17 protein-coding genes and 1 pseudogene are annotated in these 21,323 nt (G+C 59.2%); all 18 read right to left on the bottom strand.

What is annotated here, in order from left to right; genetic code table 11:
* Window positions 1-142 precede the first annotated feature (142 nt).
* Window positions 143-706, bottom strand: coding sequence for an Hcp family type VI secretion system effector (locus tag ACKWRH_RS46935; protein WP_445222767.1), 564 nt, complete (start codon window positions 704-706; stop codon window positions 143-145).
* Window positions 707-843: 137 nt separating this feature from the next.
* A complete protein-coding gene (locus ACKWRH_RS46930) occupies window positions 844-1,203 on the bottom strand; it encodes a hypothetical protein (protein ID WP_445222766.1) in 360 nt (119 codons plus the stop codon).
* Window positions 1,204-1,225: 22 nt separating this feature from the next.
* Entirely contained in the window at window positions 1,226-2,707 is a 1,482-nt protein-coding gene (locus ACKWRH_RS46925) for a type VI secretion system Vgr family protein (protein ID WP_445222765.1), read from the bottom strand.
* A 115-nt stretch (window positions 2,708-2,822) separates the two neighbouring features.
* On the bottom strand, window positions 2,823-3,761 hold the full coding sequence (locus ACKWRH_RS46920) for a serine/threonine-protein kinase (protein ID WP_445222764.1): 939 nt from the start codon (window positions 3,759-3,761) through the stop codon (window positions 2,823-2,825).
* Window positions 3,762-4,029: 268 nt separating this feature from the next.
* On the bottom strand, window positions 4,030-7,644 hold the full coding sequence (tssM, locus tag ACKWRH_RS46915; protein WP_445222763.1) for a type VI secretion system membrane subunit TssM: 3,615 nt from the start codon (window positions 7,642-7,644) through the stop codon (window positions 4,030-4,032).
* A 12-nt stretch (window positions 7,645-7,656) separates the two neighbouring features.
* Window positions 7,657-8,532 (bottom strand): type IVB secretion system protein IcmH/DotU, encoded by an 876-nt coding sequence (gene icmH, locus ACKWRH_RS46910; RefSeq protein WP_445222762.1) that lies wholly within the window; start codon window positions 8,530-8,532, stop codon window positions 7,657-7,659.
* On the bottom strand, window positions 8,525-9,889 hold the full coding sequence (tssK, locus tag ACKWRH_RS46905; RefSeq protein WP_445222761.1) for a type VI secretion system baseplate subunit TssK: 1,365 nt from the start codon (window positions 9,887-9,889) through the stop codon (window positions 8,525-8,527). The genes icmH and tssK overlap by 8 nt, the downstream gene beginning before the upstream one ends.
* Window positions 9,890-9,955: 66 nt before the next feature.
* Entirely contained in the window at window positions 9,956-10,459 is a 504-nt protein-coding gene (gene tssJ, locus ACKWRH_RS46900; RefSeq protein ID WP_445222760.1) for a type VI secretion system lipoprotein TssJ, read from the bottom strand.
* On the bottom strand, window positions 10,456-12,210 hold the full coding sequence (locus ACKWRH_RS46895) for a type VI secretion system-associated FHA domain protein (protein ID WP_445222759.1): 1,755 nt from the start codon (window positions 12,208-12,210) through the stop codon (window positions 10,456-10,458). Before ACKWRH_RS46895 ends, tssJ begins: the two co-directional genes overlap by 4 nt.
* Window positions 12,211-12,869: 659 nt before the next feature.
* Window positions 12,870-13,853, bottom strand: a complete 984-nt coding sequence (tssG, locus tag ACKWRH_RS46890; protein WP_445222758.1) for a type VI secretion system baseplate subunit TssG — start codon at window positions 13,851-13,853, stop codon at window positions 12,870-12,872.
* Window positions 13,817-15,568 (bottom strand): type VI secretion system baseplate subunit TssF, encoded by a 1,752-nt coding sequence (gene tssF / locus ACKWRH_RS46885; RefSeq protein WP_445222757.1) that lies wholly within the window; start codon window positions 15,566-15,568, stop codon window positions 13,817-13,819. The genes tssG and tssF overlap by 37 nt, the downstream gene beginning before the upstream one ends.
* A 4-nt stretch (window positions 15,569-15,572) precedes the next feature.
* Window positions 15,573-15,989, bottom strand: a complete 417-nt coding sequence (tssE, locus tag ACKWRH_RS46880; RefSeq protein ID WP_445222756.1) for a type VI secretion system baseplate subunit TssE — start codon at window positions 15,987-15,989, stop codon at window positions 15,573-15,575.
* Between the two features lie 15 nt (window positions 15,990-16,004).
* Entirely contained in the window at window positions 16,005-17,489 is a 1,485-nt protein-coding gene (gene tssC, locus ACKWRH_RS46875) for a type VI secretion system contractile sheath large subunit (RefSeq protein WP_445222894.1), read from the bottom strand.
* Window positions 17,490-17,509: 20 nt separating this feature from the next.
* Window positions 17,510-18,001: a type VI secretion system contractile sheath small subunit gene (gene tssB, locus ACKWRH_RS46870; RefSeq protein ID WP_445222755.1), complete on the bottom strand. Its 492-nt coding sequence runs from the start codon at window positions 17,999-18,001 to the stop codon at window positions 17,510-17,512.
* A 34-nt stretch (window positions 18,002-18,035) separates the two neighbouring features.
* On the bottom strand, window positions 18,036-19,637 hold the full coding sequence (tssA, locus tag ACKWRH_RS46865; RefSeq protein ID WP_445222754.1) for a type VI secretion system protein TssA: 1,602 nt from the start codon (window positions 19,635-19,637) through the stop codon (window positions 18,036-18,038).
* 853 nt (window positions 19,638-20,490) lie between these two features.
* Entirely contained in the window at window positions 20,491-20,676 is a 186-nt protein-coding gene (locus ACKWRH_RS46860; protein ID WP_445222895.1) for a hypothetical protein, read from the bottom strand.
* 63 nt (window positions 20,677-20,739) lie between these two features.
* Window positions 20,740-20,879: pseudogene (locus ACKWRH_RS46855) on the bottom strand (transposase domain-containing protein); the annotation flags it as partial.
* 212 nt (window positions 20,880-21,091) lie between these two features.
* Entirely contained in the window at window positions 21,092-21,181 is a 90-nt protein-coding gene (locus tag ACKWRH_RS46850) for a hypothetical protein (protein WP_445222893.1), read from the bottom strand.
* Between the last annotated feature and the right edge of the window lie 142 nt (window positions 21,182-21,323).

Genomic DNA, 21,323 nt, shown 5'->3' with positions numbered 1-21,323 from the left:
ACTCGAGATCGCTCGCCGCGTTCGTCCTTTTTCTGTCCCCAGCCATGGCGCGGCCAAGACGCCCCCAAAAGGGCGGAGCACGAGCGGAGCTGGAACTCACAAAGCTATCGCCGCCGCACAGCGGCCTGGGGACCGAAGTCGTTCACCACTTGTCTTCGCCGGTGGTGCTTCCGGGAACGTGTTCCCATTTCACTTCTTTGTAGGTGAACGACCAATCTTCCATGTTTTGGAAGAAGTTGTTCTGCGGGTTGATCGTCAGTGGCAGAAAAGCCTTGCCTTCGATCAAGGTCGCGTCCTTCCAGGTCGTTTTGAAGAAGTTTTGCGGCTTCGGCATCCCCCCTGGGTCGGCGCGGTAGAACTCGCACACCACCTCGTCAAGCACCTCGTTGGTGGCCAGCGCCTGCCAGAGCAGCGGCGAGGCGCGATCGAAGAACTTGGTGAAGACCACCGGCTGATGATTGCGTGCGCCGGTGGCGACACCGCTCGTCATATCGCGCGGGACAATGATTCCACTGGTGAAGGCAACGACGGTGATCTTTGACTGGTTGTCGGCGTCGCTCTTGGCGACCTGCCCGATGCTATCAGGCTTGGACGCGTCTTTGGAGATGTCGCCCTGCTTCTTGCCTTTGATCGTTATGTAAGCTTCAAGCGCCACTTTCGCCTCCATTGTCTGATATGCGCCCGCACGAACTGACACGACAGACATCGCAACATCCGTGCCAAATGTCGTCGGCACAGAGATCGTTTGTATTTACCAATCTTTTGGATATGCCGGTCAAAGAAGCCTGCGCGGATTCCGGCGCACCGTCCCCGCTAGGTTCTCTGCGCGAGTCCAGCGATCCCTCACAGCATGACAGAGCCTGCTGACTCCAGTCGACACTCGACATCGAGAAACGCACGCGTGGCAACGTCGAGCACAGCCTGCCCCGTCACCCGATAACCGATGCGTTTGTCGAGGACTGCATTGCCCCGCACTGCGTAGACGACCACTGTACGAGGACCTCGTTGCTGCAGCGTTAGATACTGCGTAGATAACAGCAGGCGCAATTCGCGTCCGTCGCGAAGCAGTTGTGAGCGAATGCCATCGGACGACGGCGGCGGCACGTTAATCGTCGGGGTTGGCAGGATGGTTGCGCGCGCTGCATTGGCGACCGCTTCTTCTAACGGATCGATCTCGCGGGTCGCGGGTCGCCAGACAGTCATAAATCGCTACGAGATGAAGAAATCACACAGACCCATCGAATATCTCGATAGAGGCGCCTGACTGCGACTTGATGCGATTGAACAAATGTGTCTCGGAGGTCACTACTCCCTTCATATCGGGATTGTGCACCGCGCCGACCACCACCGGCCGGTCAATATCGCCGTTCATGTAGCCGACAAGAACTTCCGTTCCGGCGACCAGGGGAAAATGGAGCCCGGTTTCACTGGGGCCAACATAAGGCTCGAGCTTTCTGACGTAGTCGCTGCCAAGTCCTTTCGACGCCGCTTCGTCGGCGAACGTAAACTGCAGCTTGTAACGGCCTTGGTCGTCGATTTCGGCCCGCTCATTCCACGCCTCTCCATCGATCCTGGCGCTGTAGAGGCCGACGCCCGGCGGCACAGGCGTCATAGCGACTGGACGGTAGGGTACGTCCGACCGGATGCAGTGGACCATGTTGTAGTAGGCGCGCCCGTTCCGCGGCAACGCGTTGAACCCGGTCGGCGCCGGCCGGTAGGCCGAGTGATCTGCCGCGACGACCAGATATTCGCCATCGAACCGCGGATGGCCCTGCAGTTCGAAAATGCGTCCTGCGCGGAGCTGCGGCGCATCGCTATGGGCGATGTACATCGTTTGACTAGCGCCAATTTGCTCCGCACGGATCTTGGCAAGCGTGATCGCTTCTCCTTCGGAAGCAAAATGCCCGCCGAACCGTTCGGCCTGCCCCAAGAAGCCGCCACCTTGCCCGACCTCTTCATCCACGGATATGACGGAAGGCACCGTTTCGTTGTAATCGCGGAGCTTGATCGTCTTTGTCGAGAGAACGCGGCGTTGCCGGACTGACAGAATTGCGCTTTCGTCGACACGGCGGGACGTGCCGCGGTCGCGTTGGTGCGAATACAGGATGGCCGCGCTGGCGCCGAACCTGACCTTGGGAAATGCCAGGTTTTTGTCACCAAAGACGACGGTCTCACCGTCGTCTTCCTGCTTGAAAAAATAGAAAATTCCGTTCCGTTCGCAAAGGCGCGAAATGAAATTGAAATCACTTTCATTGTACTGCGCGACGTAATTTCGCTTTGGGTAGCTATCCAGATTGTACTCGGCCGGGATGCTGATGGCTGCCCTGTTCAGCTCCTGCTTGACGATGTCATCCACGCCGACCGGCTGGCCAGGGCCGTAAACGCGGCTAGCTAGGGAGAGTTCGGTGACCGAGAAGCGCGGGCGTAAAACGAACTGAAGCACCCGAAGTTCGGTTATTGTTGGGTCCAGTTCCTCTACCAGTGCGCAGAGGCCCGAGGCAATCCATCGCCCGCATGCGGTTTTGACGGTCAGCCTGGCGCGTTCACCGATCATTGAGCCGATATCTGCATTGCTCGATGTCGTGGCATAAACCTGATAGCTGAACGGCAGCGAAATGCACTCTGTGCCTTCGAGGCCTTGCACGTCGAGCTCGAGCTCTGGCTTACTGAGAATGTCCAGACTCATGCTGAGATTATATTCGGCCATCGGTACACCACATCGAAACGCTTGCGGAACTAAAGAGCTCGTGTCTGTTACCGCCGAGCGAGCTGCCATCGGAGACGGCAAGCGTGTGCTCGCAATTTCCAAGCATTGGAAATGATCAAATAGTATCTTGCCTCCTTAAACGCTTTACGACAGCCGCATGGCGCGCACCGCCCCACACGCGGCAATACCAAGGCGGCCGGGTGAGCCCCTGGACCAACTCATCGACCGTCTGTATTCGGTCGCGACGGTTGAGGGCAAGACCCGAGGCGAGTGCCCGCCATTGCGCCGTTGAAATGGTCGAAGGCGGCGCGGGTGTCAGATTCTCGTCGAGCGCCTCATCACCCGGCCGTCGCCCATATGGATGCGTGCCGGTCAGCACCAGATAGGCCACCACAGCAAGAGAATAGACATCATCGCTTTCCGCACGCGGTTCGCCCATCAGCATCTCTGGCGATGCATAGGCAGGGGTCATAAGAGCGATCTGATCGGACACTGCCGCGGCCCTGTCGCTTCGCGTCGTCTCCTCGCGCGCAAGCACCGCACCAAAGTCCAGAATTTTGACTGCTCCGCTTGACGTCATGAAGATGTTTCCCGGTTTCAGGTCGCCATGGACCATTCCGAAACGGTGCATATGGGCGAGCCCCTGGCCTGCAGCGCCGATGATAAGAAAGGAAGCAGCGGGTGAGAGTGGACGTCCCTGATGTTCAATCAGAATCTGGGCTAGCGAGCGGCCCTCGAGGAGCTCCATCACCTGGTAATGGTACTTGCCGTCGTAGTCGGAGTCATAAATGCGCACCAAATTCCGGTGTACGACCTTACGCAAAAGACGCGCCTCGCGATGCAGCAGCTCGACCAATTCCTGGCGCATGGTCAGGTGCTGTCGGATGACCTTCACTGCAACTTCGGGATTTGGTTCGCGCGCCCACAGACCGATCCGATCGATCGCGCGATAGACGGTGCTGATGCCGCCGACGCCGATCACGTCCACCAGGTCGAAACGGCCACCGAGCAGGTATCCCAGGGGCGCGACCGCCCCCAACGAGGACGCGTTCAAAGTGGATCCTCGCTCGAGCGGGCAACGATTGCACGGACATCACCGTTTGTTCCCCTGGTGCAGGCCCAAAGTAGTCGGAGCGCCGAGCTCGCAGCATCGATCTCAAAATGCAATTGCGAGCTTTGCTTGTAGCCCGACGACCAACGATCGCCTTGCGTCTGATGGGACGCCGCCACGGATAGGTTGAGCCGTTGATGCCTCGGTGCAACGAAGCACCATTGGCCGGGCGCTTCCCGCAGATACAGAAACGAACGCCGACGCCCGCTGGTCATAGGCTATCCGGGCACCGGAACGAACGAAGGACACTCAAGCTGAACGGATTGCTCACACTTGCCGCGCGCAGCTCGTAGGTCACGTTGGTCCCATCCGGCTTGCCAAGCGTCATGGCAAACCGATCCGAAGCGCCACCTGAGGCCAGTTGTGACGCGTCGAGGAGCCGGAACAGTGCCCAGGGGCCGGAGCGCTCGATCCTCTCCTCGGTTTTATCCGCCGCGGTCAGCGTAATGGAAGCGATACTTGCATCGGTTCGGGTCGGCCATTCGAACTCGTAGGCACGCGGCGCCTCGTGACGATAGGTGATTTCCTTGCCGTCCAGGACAAATGTCGCGCCCATCAATTTGGGGCTGAGGTAGACTGGTTTGATGCTGAACCTCACTGCCGGTGCGGACCCGGGACTGCTGAAGAAAGCATTGCGGATCTCCCGCGCGCGCTGAAATTGAATCAATGCATCCGCGCGGATAGGTGCCTCTGCGCTATCGATGGTCGCCGGTGCAAGGCCGGTCCGGCGGTCGACGACAAGCGGCGAAAGGTATTTCTGAGAAAAGTCGTCGACGATGCCGCCGGGACGGAAGAAATCGCCGAAGTCCTTGAGCGTCATGTCTTCGCTCGACAATTCGAACACTGGATAGCGCTGGAAAATGATGCCCTGGCAGACCGGGATGACTTCACGCGTCCAAGCCGCATCGACATGGTCGTGCGCCCGCTTGAGCAAGGTACTCCACATCTGAAGCGCCGTCTCATTCATGATGGTGCGGATCGGCTCCGGTCGTAGCGCCGAGTCGGCGCGCAGGGCACCGAAAGCGTCGTTATTCGGATCCCTGGCGCGTCGCTGAACAAGCTGAAACGCGGCCTGATTCGGATCCGGCGCTGTCGCGATGTTGGCCATCGCTGCATAGAGGCCGCCAAAGAGACCACGGATATGGTCCATGCCCGTCGATTGTCCAGACGCCCCGGCTGAGGCCAGTTGGGTCAGAGGCCGGAACGCTTCGCTGACCCGGGTTCCCGGCCAAGGCGCATCACCGAACGCAGCATGGAACAGAGCCCCCGCGGCATGATGGACGGCCGCCGTGGAAGGCCCGGCGGTGGTGCCAATATCTCCGGCCTTGGCCGGGGTCTGCTCTCCTGGCGGCAGCAGAGTCGAATTGTCGTGTACTAGCGAAACAACCTGCTGCAGCGTACTTTGCGAACCGGCCAATGCGCGCATGATCGCTGAGCCGCGTTGCAAATCGTCAAACTTGACAACATGGATACTGCTCAGGGCACTTGTCCAAACGCGGATATAATCGTTGACATACCGATCCATGACTTTGAGGGCGATCGGTTGAATATCTGCCGTGTCGAACGGGGCCCCAGCGAGCAGCCAGTCGGCATTCTGCTCTGCTCGGACGATGAGCGGCAAGTTCGGCAGCACGAAATTGAGGAACCCCTCGCGCGTGAAGATGCCCGGGATCATGGCAGCACCGTTCGCATAAGCCGGTTCCAGCTCGTCAAGGGCGGGAAAGGCAATCTGGACGGCGCGCATCTGGGTGATCTCAAGCTGGCCAGAGCCCAACAGGACAATCAAATCGATCGGCCGCAGGCGCGTGTTCTGCGCGCCTTCGCGTAGGAGACGGGCGTAGACCTGCTCGACGACAGGACGCTTGCTTAGCCGGGAGCGTATCGCTCCCACGAATTGCTGATCGACACTGATGGGCTTCGGCAACAACTCGATAAGCCTCGAAAAATGCTGGTTCAGCTCACCCGCCGAGGTCGGATCGAGCGCAAACGTGCGCGCGACTTCATTGCGCGCAGCCTGCTCGATTTCGTCACGGTCGAAATGCCCCGGATCGCTCAGCATCCAATAGGTGCGAAACAGCTCCTTGACCTGGTCCAGCAAAGCGTCGTTGCCGGCGCGCAACAGGGCATCGATGCGGACGGCGAGTCTATTGGCGAAAACCGGCAGCAGGCGATTGAGCAGAATACGGTCGTAGGCATTTTGGGCAGCGGACGCAAGCACAGGGGTCGCCGAGATACCGAAACCATCAAGCCAGGCAATCCAACTGTCTTCGCCAGCCGCTAGACGCAGCCGGTGCGCGGCATTGAGTGTCGGCAGGATGGCCTTAAGGTCGAGCGGTCCCCGTGTCTCCAGGAGGCGCGCCTCTGTGGTCTGCGCAGACACTCTGGTTTGGTCGATACGCGCCTCATTGCGGACGAAGGCACTATACCACAGAATGAAGGCAGCCATCGTCAGCACCATTGCCACGATGTGCCCGCCGCCATGTACCAGCGCGAGCCGGCGCTCAAGTGTCGAATTGCGGCCGACCAGTCCCTGCTCGGCGAAAATCACCTCGGTCATCAACTGCTTGATGAAGAACCCCCTCCCCGGCGCCACTGTCGGCACCCGCTGAGCCAACTGCAGACCGAAGTTTCGGCCAATCGCATCGATCACGCGATCGATCGGCTTTCCCTCCTGTGTGCCGCTGGTGAAGTAGACGCCACGCAGCATCGGCTCTACTTCGAAGCGGCGCGATCGGAAGACCTCACCAACGAAGCCAGCGACGGCGCTCCGGATTCCGCAGAACTCCTTCGGAAACGCATACATGAGTCCCCGCCGGCTGAGATCGCGTTCGTCGTGCATGCGAAGCGGCAGTCTGGCCTCGAGTCGCTCCGCAAGCTCCTGCAACTCCAAATCCACCGCGTCATCGATACGATCGCATGGCCCGAGAGGAAAGGTCTTGCCCCAGACTTGGGCACGGCCTTGATTGTCGAGATCGTCGAAATATTCTGTAAAGCCAGGCACCATATCGCATTTGGTCACCAGCACATAAATCGGAATACACATCCGAAACTTCTTCAGCAGCTCCTGTATCCGGGAACGAATGGCGTCGATATGCTGCCGCCTCGCCCGCTCGTCCTGCGATAAAAGGTCGGCCAAGCTGACCGCAACCAGGAGACCGTTAATGGGCCGCCGGCGCCGATGCGTCACGAGAAGATCGAGAAAGCCGCGCCAGGCCGCGCGATCGACCTCGGTATCCGTGTCCTGTGTCGTGTAACGGCTTGCCGTGTCGATCAAGACTGCTTCTTCTGTGAACCACCAGTCGCAGTTTCGCGTGCCGCCAACCGCTTCGACCGGCTCAATGCCAAGCTGCCGGGAAAGCGGGAACTCGAGCCCGCAGTTGCGCAAGATCGTCGTTTTGCCCGCGCCCGGTGGGCCAATGATGATATACCAGGGCAGTTCGAACAGATAACTTGGTCCGCGCTTGCCCGCGAACACCGTCTTACGCAGGACCTTCAGTGCGTCCTCGAAACGCCTACGAATGAGTTCGAGTTCCTCCTGGCTGCTATTGTCGGCAGGCGCGATCAGGCCTTCATTCTCCATTAGTGATTTGATGATGCGTCGGTTAGTGCGGCGCGCCAGCCAGTAACGAGCAAGCGTGACGAGCACGACCACGAAGAAGAGGCTCACGATCGCGGTGGCGCGAACGGTCAGCTGATCGAGCGGCCGTTGCTCGAACACGACGAGATAAGGACCGCCGAACCAGATGAGCAGGCTGAACGCAAGCAAGCAGATCAGCGTAACGATGCCTCGAATCGAGAAGAGTACCGCCAATTGTGCGGGGAACACCTGCGCCTCCCCCTAAAGCGGCCCTGAGCTGCCGATCGACTCGAGCAACTGCTCGACAGCCGCCATTTGGATTCCGAGGCGCCAACGGAAAAAGATGTAGCCGATGAGCGTCACAAAGGCGGCGGCGGCGAAGACAATCCATAAGGGCCCGTAATTGCGCACACCTGTGTGCGTTCTGATGCCGCGCCATTCGCCTGACAGTTCAGCGGAAGGCGCGGTGGTGTATTCCCGCAAAAGGCGATGGACCTCCGAGCGCAGGTCTTCAAGCTGCGCGCGGCCGCCTTCCATAAGGCGATATTTGCCTTCAAAGCCCATCAGCAAACAGACATTGACGAGCTTAAGCAGTGCGAGGTATTTGGCCGGCTCGGCCTGGACGTGCTCGACAATCTGGAAGACCTTTTCGCCGCCCCACGTCTCGCTGTGGAATTGGTTGAGCAGACTATTGTCGCTCCAGGCGCTTTCACTGCCCCATGGCGTGGTCATCACAGCTTCGTCGACCAGCGCGCACATGAGATACCGCGCAGCGCTCACATCGCCGCGGCGCGCCTGATTTTTGACGGCACGCGCTTCGAAGCGGCGAATTTGCTCGACAGTTCCACGGCGCATCGCCACTATATCGGCGTTCTCAACCATGTGAAGCTGCGCGACAATCAAAAGGATCGGTGCCGCGGCCGCAACCAAAGTGTCTTCCTGCGCGGTTGGCTCGAACAGACTTTGCGCGACAATTTCAGCATGATTGGCGATCCGAACTTCGCCGGGTTCAGGTGATGGCGTGACGGGTAATCTCGCTGCATTGACCTCGGACGGAACGCGAACGGAAGAGTGGCCGCGTTGAATACTACGCGTCGGACCGAGCGGCCTGCGTCCAATGACTGTCGGCTCATCCATGTGTTTCAGCCTGGTTAGCTACACGTTCTCCGCGGACGGCCCAGAATTCGAGATGCATGTCCGGGTAGTCACCGCTGACGTGGAACGCAAAGGCCGCCGATCGCGGCAGGGTGCGCCATAGCTCCGCTGACTGATCGAGCTCGAAATAGACGGCGTTCTGGATGTAGGGTATTTGACGCGGTGCCACGGGCAGCGCGCGAACAGGAATACCCGGGAGCTGAAGATTGACGAGATCTCGAATCTGCTCGACCGAGCCAACCTTCATTTGCGCGGGAAGCTGGATGCGCAGCGTCTCGGTCGCCACACTCGCCACTGCGACAAGAACGAAGCGAGCATCCTGAAACAAGGCGCGATCGGCAATGAGAGCGATCAGGATGCCGTAACCGCGATCCTGCAGTGGGAGCGATATCGCGGCGCCCTGGATCACAACGGACAAGAGCTCGCGCAGGATACGTAGCAGAGCCGTGAAACCGGTTTCGAGATCCTCATGACAATAGGCAGGCATATCTGCGGGTGTGCGGCGGTTGCCGGCGAAGCTTGACAGCTGTCCTGCGAGGCCGAGCAGCGCGCGGAAAAGCGTTTCGGGATGATGCCCGCGGGTCGCTGCGAAATGGTCGAAAACGGCTTCGGCACCGTTCACGATGGACAACGTGACAAGATCGATCAGTCCTGCGCCATCTGCCCTCGAGCGTGACGGATCGGCGCGCGCGGCAAGAGCCTCAGCTCGGGTCCGAAGCAACGACCTGATCTCGTTCAACAGCGCAATCAGCGGTTGGACCGCATGGATATCGATGGCCGGAGGGAGATAGGTGTCGGTCAACGTAATGGCGCCGACCGAATCGATCTCGTGGATTCGACCAATAGGCATCGTGATCAGCTCGCCCTGCTCCTCACCGTCGAACACAAGATGCGTGTTCAGCGCTGCAACATTGATATCGACGGGAGGCTTCTCAGGCGAAGTCGCATTCCGGACCTGCAGGACCTCCTGGCGATGGCGGCTCAGAGGTGCATCCCCGGGAGAGAGACCGTTGCCGGTGTACCGGCGCCGCGCCACAGCGAGCTTGACCGGCAGGTTCTTCGCCGCGGCCGGAGGAATTCGTCCAGCTGGAAGCTGACCGTGCTCAGGCAAGCGAAGCGCTGTACCGTCGGGCATAATCGCTTCGAACTCGGTAAGGACGACCTGCCCGAGCGCGAGGCAGCCGCGATCGAAGGCAATCTTCCGAACACCCCAACCGTGGGCGACCAGACCGGCGACGCGGTTCTCGAGCAGTTGCTCTATCCAGCGGTCATATTGCTGGAAGTGCTGCGGTCGCACCAACATGCCTTCCGACCAGATCGGTTTACTCGTCACAGACATCGCCATGTCGCTTGGTGAACTCTAGAAATCGGGATCTGCTCAGGGCCACGACGGCGACAGAGGCGATCAGAGGATCTTCCACCAGTTTTGGCTGGCTTCAACGCTGATCGTATGCGCCGTTAATTGCACCAAAATCGTGTTGTCTCGGTCGGGTTTGATTTCGGCCGTCGATCGCCATTGTGCATCGTTGCCAAGTCGGAATCCGGCGATCACGCCGATATAGCGGGTGTCGATGGGCGTGTTGCGCTCGAAATCGTATTTCTCGCCAGGCTTGAGTTCAGTCTCCCGCCTAGCCACCAGGTCCGGCCCGAGGCGTTTGGCGTCGTCGTCGAACAGCTCGAAGAACTGCGCCTGGTCAAAAGTGGTCGTCGACTTCAGTTCATAAATGCGTACGACAACAGGCGATGGCTCACCGCGCGCGTTCTGATTGACGAGCGGATCGGCCTGGATGACGAATTTGATGGGCGTTGTCTTGCTCTTATCAATCGAACAGCTGGCCCCTACGGCCGCCACCAGCAATGCTCCGCCAACGAGAGACACCCGCTGAAGTTTATACGGCGGTATCATCATGTCGCCTTCCGCTCGGTTGGGCCAAGTGCCGGGAGCCACGAATGGTAGGTTCGGGCAAACTCTTCTGCGATATAGGTGCGCACAGTCCGATCAATGTCATCGACCATCGATGCATGCAGCTCGACAAACCGGTCCCACAGCGTGGCCTTGTTGATGCGGGTGCCAAAGAGGCCTTTATTGGCGCCATGGCTCTCGATCCGTTGTGGGCTCATATGTGTCAGGACATTGCTGACCCCCGCGCGCATCGCCGCTATGGCCGCGACCTCATGCGCCTTGATGTCATAGAACCCTTCACGGACTGATTGGGAAAGCGGCAGTAAAGCGTGATCCTTCGCGAGCGCCTCGCGCAGCGCGCCATGACCGCTCCCCATGAACTTGAATGCGTTGTTGTCGCCCGCGCGCGCTTGCGCTGGTTCAATGTGGAGTTCGTTTTGGACCATGGTCCACGCAGCCAGAATCGATTGCAGGCCGTCGGCCATTTCGGCGATTGCGCGGCCGAGTTCAGCGAGGGCCTCTCGGCGCTGCGCCGACGACGGACACTCCGGATTGATCCCTGGTGCGTTCCAGAACTTCTGGAGTTCATCTGCTTCTGCCGACGACGCTGCGGGAGAAAGTGAGGCTGCAATGCGCGTCGCGTCGTGAACCTGCGAAACGTCAATCGGCCTCCGGGCGGCCCGCTCGTTTATGACCGCCGACTCATCAATCCTGGGCTCTCCAGGACGCACATCCGATGCACCGGTAGCGCTCAATAGTCCACGATCAGCCGAAGCAGAACTGATCGGATTGGACGCGACCTGAAGTGGGGTGCTTGGTGCGTCCAGGCACGAGCTCGCCTCACGTGGCGGCGCAGGCGGCGGCACTCCGAACGAGCTCCCTTCCGGCAGGAGATCGCCAATGTCAAGGTCCTCTGGAATAATGGGTGCAGGACGGCCAGTCGACGGTGCAGTGCGGCTTTCCTTGAGTAGTGCAGGCGGCCGATGCAATGGCTCGTCAAATGAGGTCTCAGCCTGCGGCAACGGAGTTGAGGGAGGTTCGCGCAGCCGCGCACGCGAGGACGGCATCTCCGTGTCGACCACACTCGAGCGTCGCGCCATCCGAGGCAAGTCCGCGGGCAGATCCGGCTCGGCTGATCCGGCGTCCTGGCCGGGAACCTCGTCTTCGAGGAGACACAATAGATCGCGCACTTGTGGTGAAACGACCGCCTGTAGCCCCTCTTGCGTAGCTGGATGGGAGGACGACTGGTACTCGTCGATCGCGCTTAACGGATCGAGTGGAATATCTGCATCCCTGCCCAACAGCCCGGCAGCCGTACGGGGCACATCGGGCAACTTCTGGACGACTGAAGGCGACGGCACGGCCGGGATTGCGCCACTGATGCCCACGGCGTTCGAGCTCTTGATGCCGAGCTGCTGACGGTTTCCGTCAGGATCCTGCTCGATTATGACCGAGATGATGTAACTTGCCATATACAATGTATCGCCATCGGCCAACGGCGCCGTATTGCCGCGCCCCAACGGCGCGTCGATGGTGTTGATGTAGACGCCGTTAGTGCTGGTGTCGGTGACGGAGAATCCGATACCGTTGAATGCGATCTGCGCATGGCGCGCCGATAGAGTATTGGTTGGATCCGGAAGCTGCCAGCTGCAGCCAAGTCCCCGCCCGATAACGCCACCTTCCGGTCCGAACGTCTGTATTGCGTTTCGGCCCAAGGCTTGCGCGTTCTCTCCGATAATTCCGAGTATGAGATGCATCCCAGGCCCTGTTCGACTTCGCTTCTTAGCGCGCCTTCGTATGCGCCCACCAGACCAGACTTGTGCGAGGCGCCAACGTAGCTACCTCCCTTGCATCATATTCCTTGCATCATATTCCTTGCACCATGTTGTGAGGTCGATCGACCGGTTCGCGCGCTCATTTCGCTTTTCGTGCACTCTCAGGAACGGTGAAGGACGCAGTGAGTGTTCTCAGAAGCGAGGCACACAGGTGCGAGAGAAGAAGAGCATCGCGCCTCTTGCATGTCCGCCCGCACTTAAAGCCCTCTCTCGGTATTGCGGCATCTTGTTTGGTTAGCAACCCCCGTGCCAACGGCGCCCGCTCTTCAAACTACTGATTGGGCCTTGAAAGATGTGGCGCGGCAAATCACGACGGGCGTTCTGAACGTGACACGGGCGCTAGGGCTGTTAGATACTAGACAAGCGTGAACCTGTGGCCTAGCTCCGAAATGACACCTTCACTTCATCTCGCCGGCGTCGCCGATCCTTGCGGGTTCGGCAACTCCACTTCGGCGCCGCTGGATGCCTGCGGCTCTACCTTCAGCTTTCGTCCTTTCTATGTGTCAAAGACGAAGGCTTGCCAGAAGCGAGCGCGCCGGACTTCAATACATCGAACCTGCCGAATGAACTTGCGATGACAATCACAACAGAACTGAGCTCTCTGTCGCCTCGAGAGGGTCGATCAACGTCGTCCAGCCCAATTCTCCCTCGCCGAGAACCCATTCCGGCATCTCTCCGGGTGCCAGTTCTAGCTTGAGGTCCCAGGCCAGCGGCTCGCGCAAGATCGCACTCATAAGACGGCAAAGGGTGGCGTGGGCCGCGCGAGCGGGCAGCAGCGACAAAAACCGCTGCTGGTTGAGCGGACCGAGGCATAACCGAAATTTGCCCATCATGTCCGGCATCATTTCGCCGACAAGAGTATCAAAGCCGAACTGAGCAGCTGGGCTACCCAGACGCCACTGCGCGTCTGGCGGAATCTCGATTTCGCGCCAAATGAATTCTTCAACCCGGGCCGGAATGTCCAGATGGTTGGAAATGAGGCCGGCTACGAGCGGTGCCGATCGGCTGAACAAGGCAAGCTGACCTACATGAGGCAGCAGCCGAGCCCGCCATTCCCGTTCATCAGCGGTGTTTTCCGCGGGCATGAGCCCAAAAAGCGCACCAATCAGCACCGATATCGCATCTGTTGCTCCCTCCTCGAACCGCAAATGGTGGCGATAATACTTCCAAATTCGCAGCAGCAGGCTAATCAGACGGTGATTGAAAAAGTCAAAAAAGTGGCCGAGCGCTCCAGCGCCATCCCCGTGAATTACCCTTTCGGTGAACAAGGGGGGCAGGGGCGACGATGGGCCGTGCAGCCCCAGGCAATTGACAAACACTTCCAGCCGCTCGCTGGCCTCGACTTGCCTGATCTCCTCGATCTCATCGGCGGGAAAGCCGAGCATCGGCGCCGCGCGGAAGCGCACCGCCTCACGCGCAGGATCGTCGGTTGATCCGATTGGAGGAGCATCGCTGAAGCGCCGTTCAAGGAGGGCTGCGAGCGAGAACAATCCGTAAGCCGCAAGCTCCTTGACATCGTCAGGCGCAGTCAGAACGGCGTGATCGTTCCGCTTCTCGCTGGCCATGTGTAGTGCGCGTTGCTCTCCGTGCCGCGGACCGAAAACCGGTGCAGCATGTTGATACCGGCGAAGGTCGCGAGGAAGGTATCGAGTACCGAGCCGAACAGGAACAATTCGCCTTCACTGCCGATCTTGCTGTCAGCCACGCAGAGTTCGATGTTGCGCATCCGCATCGGGGCGCCGCGCACCACATGGTCCGTATCGGTGGTCACAAACCTGTCGAGCCCCTCGAGCAACAGCTCCAGGCGACGGCGCGCCTGAAGATCGTACACCGCACGGAAATCGTAACTGGAAATAACGGTTCGCAGCGTATCGATATTGACCATGGAGCCGTAATTGCGGGCCAGATTGGCCGTCAAGCGCCGCAGCAGGCCGTCATTGATCGGTGGCGGCACCTCTGCAACGACCCCGGTAATGTTGGAGAAGGTGACCGAGCGAGGCGTGTCAGAGGAAGGCTGATCCACCGAACCAACCGGCAGCCGCTCGGCGATGGGGCCGTTGGAACAGGTCAATCGAAGCGAGGCGACATCGATAGGCGGATGTTGGGTGATGTCGAGCCGATCAACGAAACTCACATAGTGATCAATGCCCCGGCCGATCACTGCGGGGCGAATGCGCTGGCGAAAGTAAGCTCGGCTGCGACCGGCGCCGGGCAGATCGTGGCGCAACAGATCGAATGGCTCGAACTCGATGCGTTCGGGGTGTCCTTGCATGTGGCCGGTCACGCTATCGACAGAACGGATGCTGAAGTTCGTTCCCCCCGACGAAAGCACACGGTATTCCGTTTTCCTTTGCTCCAGGCGGATCGGCGACGCCTCGTGAGCGAAGACATTGATGGCCGGCGTGCAATTCAAGCGAATCTGATCCTTGCTTAAGCGCAATTGCGCGGGGAACGGACGATGAAACTCGATGCTGAGCTTGCACTCGCTCTCCCTCTTGGTCTCGATCGAATCGAGACCGGACAATTCGACATAGAGGAACTTCGAGGGGTAAGTCAGATATTCTTGAATGATCCGGAATCCTGAGAACCCGTTCGATGGCCAAGGCAAAACCGCCTCGTCATCGCCAAAACCGACTGGCGCGATCCGATTTGGTCCAATTGTGGTAACGACCTGTTGATCTCCCAGGGTGACCGTCGCTGCCGTGACGTGACGGCACAGCCAGGTCAATAGATAACGACCTACTTGCGGCTCGCGCTCAGTCGAAAAGAAGAACCGGAGCCGGCCTTTCCGAACACATGACAGGTTTTGCCGACCGGTTGCCTTGATAGCCAGGGTAAGGCGAGCCGAGCTCGTCCGGTTCTCGATCTCAACGTCATTGATCTCCAGCGGCAGCACGTCAATTGGATAACAGGTGACAAACGCGCAACTGGTTCCCTCGATCGGACGCGAGCGGATGCTTGTGCCAGCAGGAACGCTCACGCTCACGGCGCTCGCCGATGGCTTCACGGCAAACGCCAGCGTCGTGATGGGTGGCAGGGGTTGGAGATACTGTGGCCATACCATCCGCAACAGGTCGTGGACGAGTTCGGGGAACTCGTCGTCGAGCTTCTGACGTAGCCGCGCCACGAGAAAGGCGAGGCCTTCCAAGAGCCGCTCTACGTCCGGATCGGTCGCTTCACGCCCGAGAAAGGGAGCGAGCTCGGGACTAGTCTTGGCAAAGTCGCGGCCAAGCTCGCGCAAGTAGGACAGTTCATCTTCGTAATACGGGTTGATGGCCACCGCTTCAGCCTCTCAAGAGGATGCGCCTGTCGTCGCTCAAGATCGTATCGAACGAGACGTGCTCGACCTGGTCGTTATCGTTCACCATTGCGGTTACGTGGAACGTCAGCTGTAACGGCTTGTCGGGATCGGCATGAAAGCGGATCGAAACATTTTTCAATCGAGGTTCGAACGCCTCGATCTCCTGCTTGAGCATGCGAGCGACCGCGCGAACCGCGTCAGCTCCCTGGCCGATCCCGTCGTTTAGATCTGGCAAGCCGTAGTCGGGTCGCGTCTCGCAGCAGCCCTGGCGTGAGTTCAAGAACCGACGCAGATTTTCCAGAATACTCACTCGGAGGCGGTCGAACGAAAATGGAGTCTGCGATGCGACCATGGTCGCTGCCGTTTCCTCCAAGCGCTCTATAAGGCTACGGTCGAACATCGCCTGCCTACGCGTTTATTGCTTGTCGAGCCTGCCCTTTAGCGTCAAAGCAAAATCTGCGCCCATATACTTCAAGTGTGGGACGACAGATATGCCGACGCGATACCAGCCCGGCTCACCTTCGACATCTTCAACGACGATCTCCGCCTTACGCAAGGGACGGCGCGAGCGGACATCTGCCGACGGATTCTGCTGATCGGAAACATACTGGCGGATCCAGTTGTTGAGCTCACTTTGTAGCTCTTCCCTGCTCTTCCACGAGCCGATGTTTTCACGCTGCAGCACCTTGATATAGTGTGCGAACCGGTTGATTATGAACATATAGGGCAGCTGGGTACCAAGCTTGTAGTTGAGCTCGGCTGCCTTCCCTTCCTGAGTATTGCCGAAATACTTCGGTTTCTGCACGGAATTGGCCGAGAAGAAAGCGGCGTTGTCCGAGCCCTTGCGCATGGTCAAGGCAATGAAGCCCTGTTCGGCAAGCTCGAACTCGCGCCGGTCCGAGATGAGGACCTCCGTAGGTACTTTACTTTGCAACTGCCCCATCGATTCAAAGGTGTGCAGATTGAGGTCCTCCACCGCCCCACCGGACTGTGGGCCGATAATGTTTGGACACCAGCGGTACTTGGCGAAGCTTTCGGTCAGGCGGGTTGCGAAAGCAAAGGCGCCGTTGCCCCACAGATAGTTTTCGGTCTCGCCATCCGAAGCTTCCTGATAATTGAAACGTTTTACTGGAACCGTCTCCGCTCCATAAGGCAAGCGCAGCAGAAACCGCGGTAGCGTTAAGCCGAAATAGCGAGCGTCCTCGCTTTCGCGGAACGAATTCCACTTAGCATATTTCGGCCCCTCGAAAATCGATTGCAGGTCCTTGAGATTGGCGATCTCCTCATGTCTTTCGACGCCGAACATTTCAGGCCCGGCCGAGGCGATGACTGGCGAATGCGATATGGCGCCTACCGCGCTCATGTACCGCATAAGCTTGACGTCTTGGCTCGAACTGCCAAATTCATAGGCCGATATCATGGCTGCAACGGGCTGACCGCCAAACTGGCCAAACTCGGCTGTGTAGACGAGCTTATACAGACCGGACTTGACGATTTCCGGGCTGTCTTCGAAGTCCGTTAGCAATTCGTCCTTGCTGACGCTAAGGAGTTCTATCTTAATGTTCTGACGGAAATCGGTTCGATCGATCACGAACTTGAGGCCGCGCCAAGCTGCCTCAAGCTTTTGGAACTCGGCGGTATGCAGCACGGCGTCGAGCTGAGCCGAGATCTTGCGATCGATCTCCGCGATCATCTGATCGATGAGCGCGTTATTGATCTTCCCATCGGCCCGCCCCGGTTTGATGAGCTCGGCAAGGAAAGCCGCGACGCCCCGGCGGGCGAGGTGGTATCCCTCGTCGCGTGGGGTGACTTTGGTCTCGACGAGAACCTGATCAAGCAGCGAAAGCTGAGTGGTCGTAGTGGTGACTTCGGTGGTTTGCTGCGCGCTCGCATCGGCCATAGCAGCCTCGCTCATGCCACTTACTCCGACTTGCTGGTAAGCTCGCCAAATAGCCGCGGCCTAAGGCCGTCGTCTTCGAGCAAGTTCTGGATGGCTTTACGGAAGTTCGGCATATTGCCAAGCGGGCCTTTCATAGCAATCAGGGCTCCCCGCAATTCGGTCAGCGCTCGAACTTCGGAGATTTGTTGTGCGACACGCTCGGGCTCGAAATCCTTCAGGCTCTCAAACTTCAGCGTTATTGACAGCTTGCCGGTCTCAGGCGATTCGTCGAGCTTGTTCTCAGCCAAGATGTCAAGGCTCAGTTTCTTACCTTTGACGACCTCGCCAAAGTTGTCCTTGTTGATATCGACGAGTTCTCGGTCCTCAATGGGACAGTCATCGACCCGTCCGGTGAAATCGCCCAAAACCATCAGCTTGAGCGGCAGCTCGACATCCTCCTTAAGGTTGCCGGTTGTCGGCTTGAAGCGAATGTTGACGCGCTCCTTCGGAGCGACCGAGCTTTCCTGTGTCATACGAGCTCCCACTAACCCTTTGGCTTTGACGAACTCAGCCGCGACCGAGGCGGCTCGCCCGCGCGATGTCGATCCGTGCTGCCCGAGTTCGGATCTGCTCCAGCGCGAGACGACGCCGAGGCTCGTCGATCATCTGTTGCGACTCTGAATGGGTCATTGTGCGGAAGCGCAGTTCGGCAGCCTCAAGCGCAAGCGCCGGCTCCCAGCTTTCCAGGTCGCGCTTCGCGACAACCCCTTCGATGTGCTCGAGCAGGGGGATGGCCGTCGTGACGAATCCGGTCTCGATGCAGAAACGTGCCTGCGCAAGCTGGCCGATGAAACGCGCACGTTCACCGATCGCGCCATCCAGCGCACGCGATAACCTCTCAAGCGCCGCCTGCGGCTGCCCGCCGGCGATAAGCTTGTATGCGTCAGCGACTGCCTCCTCCGCGAGATCAGGGCTCGTCGTCGCGTCTATCACCACGGCGGCCCAGGCACGCGTTTCGTCATCTGCAAACGGCCTGCCGTTGTTGAAATGACACTCCAAGATCCGCGGATAGCGTGTCACCAGCATGGTCACCGCTCCGCGGACCACCGTGGCCGCCGTGTCAAATGACGTCCCCAATTGCTCCAGCGCCTCGGCTGCATGCCGGTGAGCGTCGAGCCAGAACGGTCCCGTCCAGGCGATCTCTTCGGCCAAATTCACGACATCGGCGTGCTGACCGGCCATCACCTTTGCTTCTAACGCGACGATGCTGTCGGCGGGCGGAAATACCTCGGTGCGGCCCCCCGAATCGGGCGGGAGCGCGTCAAAACGCATCCACGAGCCGACGCGATTGAGCAGATAGGCCTTCGGGTTTGCCGGCGAGGCAACACGCATGGCGGCCGCTACCCGCTGGAGGATATCTGGCAAACGCTCGGTGAAGACGGCCCAGTCGCCATCAACGCCAACCGGCACCGTTAGATTTGGTATCTCCTGTTGAGCTGCCTCGGCCGGCGGCCCGCCCTCCGCTTGCGCGGCCTCTTCGGCAGCACAGACCTCCTCAGTGTTACGATCGGCATCCTCGGCGGCTGCGCGTTTGGCGTCCTCGTAACGCGGCTTCAGCGCCCTGAACAGCTCGCCTAAGGCAACGTGCTCGTTGACCAATTTCTCGCCGAACTGGCGATCCAGATCATCAAGCGCTTCATAGGCGGCAAGCACCATCGGATAATCGGCTTCGGTCGCCGCAGTTTCGGCCACAGCCGGCCCAACGCGACCAACGAGCCAATCGACCGCTCCAACCCGTGCACGCTCCCGGTTGATCGGGGGATAGAGCCCATCCCAATGTACGTCCATCATGCCGCGCAAGATTGCTAGTCCCACGGCAAGACCCTGATATCCCTCGATGCGAAAGAGACCATAGACAGCCCAACAGGCGATCAGAATGTCTTTCGATTGGTTCGCCAGAATATGAAGCGACAGCTTACTGACTCTCCGCCAATCAACCGCGGCTGGCCCGTCGGCATCCATACGCCGCACCTCGGCTTCGAGCTGCTCAAAGTCGGCCGCATCACGGACGTCGGCACCGGCAGGCACGGCGCCCGGCACAGGTACGGCGCCGTAGAGCGCGCGCGCATCGGCGGCGACACGAACCGCGATGCCCGTGTGTTTGATCATGGTGAAACACTCGTGCGCGGGCGCGCATTGAGGCGCATAGCGACGTTGGAGCGGTCGAATTCAGACCCGCCGCATTTAGTGAACTGAGAGGCGCCAATATTGTAAGCCATCAGTCAAACTCGTTAAGGAGATGATGCTGGATGACATCCATCGTTCAAGGCTTGTGCCAATTGCGAGGGGCTTGATTTGTAAGAATATTTGCTCAAGCTGACGTGTCTGCCCCGACAGCCTGTCGCAACTTCGACAGTCGGCATCAGAGACGCTTGATCTCGCCTCGCAGGTAGTTGCCCAGAGCGGTTGTTGAGCTCCGCACAGGATTCCATGCTTCTGGTATACTATTGAGTCACTGATTCACGGCAACTACTGTGCAACTTGGAGTCCGTCGTGTCCCGGTTGACGGAGGCAGCCCTGTAGCCTTAATTCGACCGCGATGAACCTGGGGCGCACCGCGCGGGGCCTAAACATTGCGAAGACTGCCACGATTCAGCATTGATGCAGCGACGACAGACCCTGTGGGAAGATTGACACGGTCGAACGAGTGTCTTTCTACCCACCAACGATCGCACGCCTCATAATTGTCAGGGCAGGAGCCGCGACGTCCCCGCATCAATTTGCCTGCGACATAACAATTTTGCGCTTCGGTCAACTACCAACGCTGGCAATTGATCTATGTGACAGAGGCATGTCACTTTCGGTGTAGGAACGTCGGCAGGTCGAACGAGACCTGCAAGGATTTCGGCATGCAACATCAACCACATGGCCTAATCGCACGCGCGAGGCTGAGGCAGGATGTTCTCCTCAGTGCAAACGAGGAGCATGGTACGCATCCGGCGCACGCCGCAGGGTGGTTGGATCATTCCCGTTGCCAGCGCGTGAGCAGCTTGGGGTTTTCTTTGTAGAACCTGACGAGCTCGATCAGGCTTGCAATGCCAAAGTCGGTGAAGGCCTGAACACCATCTTCGCCGACGCCATAGACCCAGGGCAGGCCGTCTGATCTCCATTTCGATGGCAATTTCGCGCAGCCAGTCTTCGTCTTCACCGAGGCTCTTTGCGACCTGGGTGATGATGGTGAGGTGATGAACCTTGTTGACGTGCGTGGCCATGCCGCTCGAGCGGAGAACGCTGATGCCGGCGTCCAATTCCAGGGCAGAAGCTTATCCAGCCGATGAGCTGGGTGGGCGGCGATGCGAGGATATCCGTGAGCCAGGCCTGCGGATCGACGCCATTCATTTGGCCGTTTATGCCGACCGCCGAACTATGCCGAGTCGGGTCGTTTTCCCCAGATTGCTCGCTGACCGGCGTTTGGCCGGTTCGGCATAGTTCGTTCTGTGCCTCCGCTTTCAACAGCGGAGAACCAGACGATGGCGGTCACGCGCGGAGGCGAACACGACTGACGGGTTTCTGTGTGCTGGAAATGGTCTCCTTGGTCAAGACGGGCGATCGGGCGCGTGGTGTCACGGTTTTATCCTATCGTCGGCCCTACGACGCAGGCTGTCGCCTTTGAGCGCGATGCGGTGAGCGTTGTGAATGATGCGGTCCAATATGGCGTCGCCGAGCTACGCTATCGGAAAGGATGGCCACGTCACGCTGCAGTCCGCCGGGCTAATCGCAAAACTGTTTTCACCATCCATTAGCGTCCTCAAGCCACACAATAGGCAGCATTCTCTAACGAACGCGATGGCCTGA

This window comes from Bradyrhizobium sp. Pa8, assembly GCF_052588265.1.
The sequence above is the reverse complement of the archived record's forward strand: the minus strand, read 5'-3'. Positions and strand labels throughout refer to the sequence as shown.

Coding starts and splice junctions, on each gene's coding strand:
- ACKWRH_RS46930 (WP_445222766.1), bottom strand. CDS start 1,203: ATGACTGTCTGGCGACCCGCGACCCGCGAGATCGATCCGTTAGAAGAA.
- ACKWRH_RS46895 (WP_445222759.1), bottom strand. CDS start 12,210: ATGCATCTCATACTCGGAATTATCGGAGAGAACGCGCAAGCCTTGGGC.
- ACKWRH_RS46935 (WP_445222767.1), bottom strand. CDS start 706: ATGTCTGTCGTGTCAGTTCGTGCGGGCGCATATCAGACAATGGAGGCG.
- icmH (WP_445222762.1), bottom strand. CDS start 8,532: ATGGATGAGCCGACAGTCATTGGACGCAGGCCGCTCGGTCCGACGCGT.
- tssB (WP_445222755.1), bottom strand. CDS start 18,001: ATGACACAGGAAAGCTCGGTCGCTCCGAAGGAGCGCGTCAACATTCGC.
- ACKWRH_RS46925 (WP_445222765.1), bottom strand. CDS start 2,707: ATGGCCGAATATAATCTCAGCATGAGTCTGGACATTCTCAGTAAGCCA.
- tssG (WP_445222758.1), bottom strand. CDS start 13,853: ATGGCCAGCGAGAAGCGGAACGATCACGCCGTTCTGACTGCGCCTGAC.
- tssA (WP_445222754.1), bottom strand. CDS start 19,637: ATGATCAAACACACGGGCATCGCGGTTCGTGTCGCCGCCGATGCGCGC.
- tssK (WP_445222761.1), bottom strand. CDS start 9,889: ATGTCTGTGACGAGTAAACCGATCTGGTCGGAAGGCATGTTGGTGCGA.
- tssC (WP_445222894.1), bottom strand. CDS start 17,489: ATGGCCGATGCGAGCGCGCAGCAAACCACCGAAGTCACCACTACGACC.
- tssJ (WP_445222760.1), bottom strand. CDS start 10,459: ATGATGATACCGCCGTATAAACTTCAGCGGGTGTCTCTCGTTGGCGGA.
- tssE (WP_445222756.1), bottom strand. CDS start 15,989: ATGTTCGACCGTAGCCTTATAGAGCGCTTGGAGGAAACGGCAGCGACC.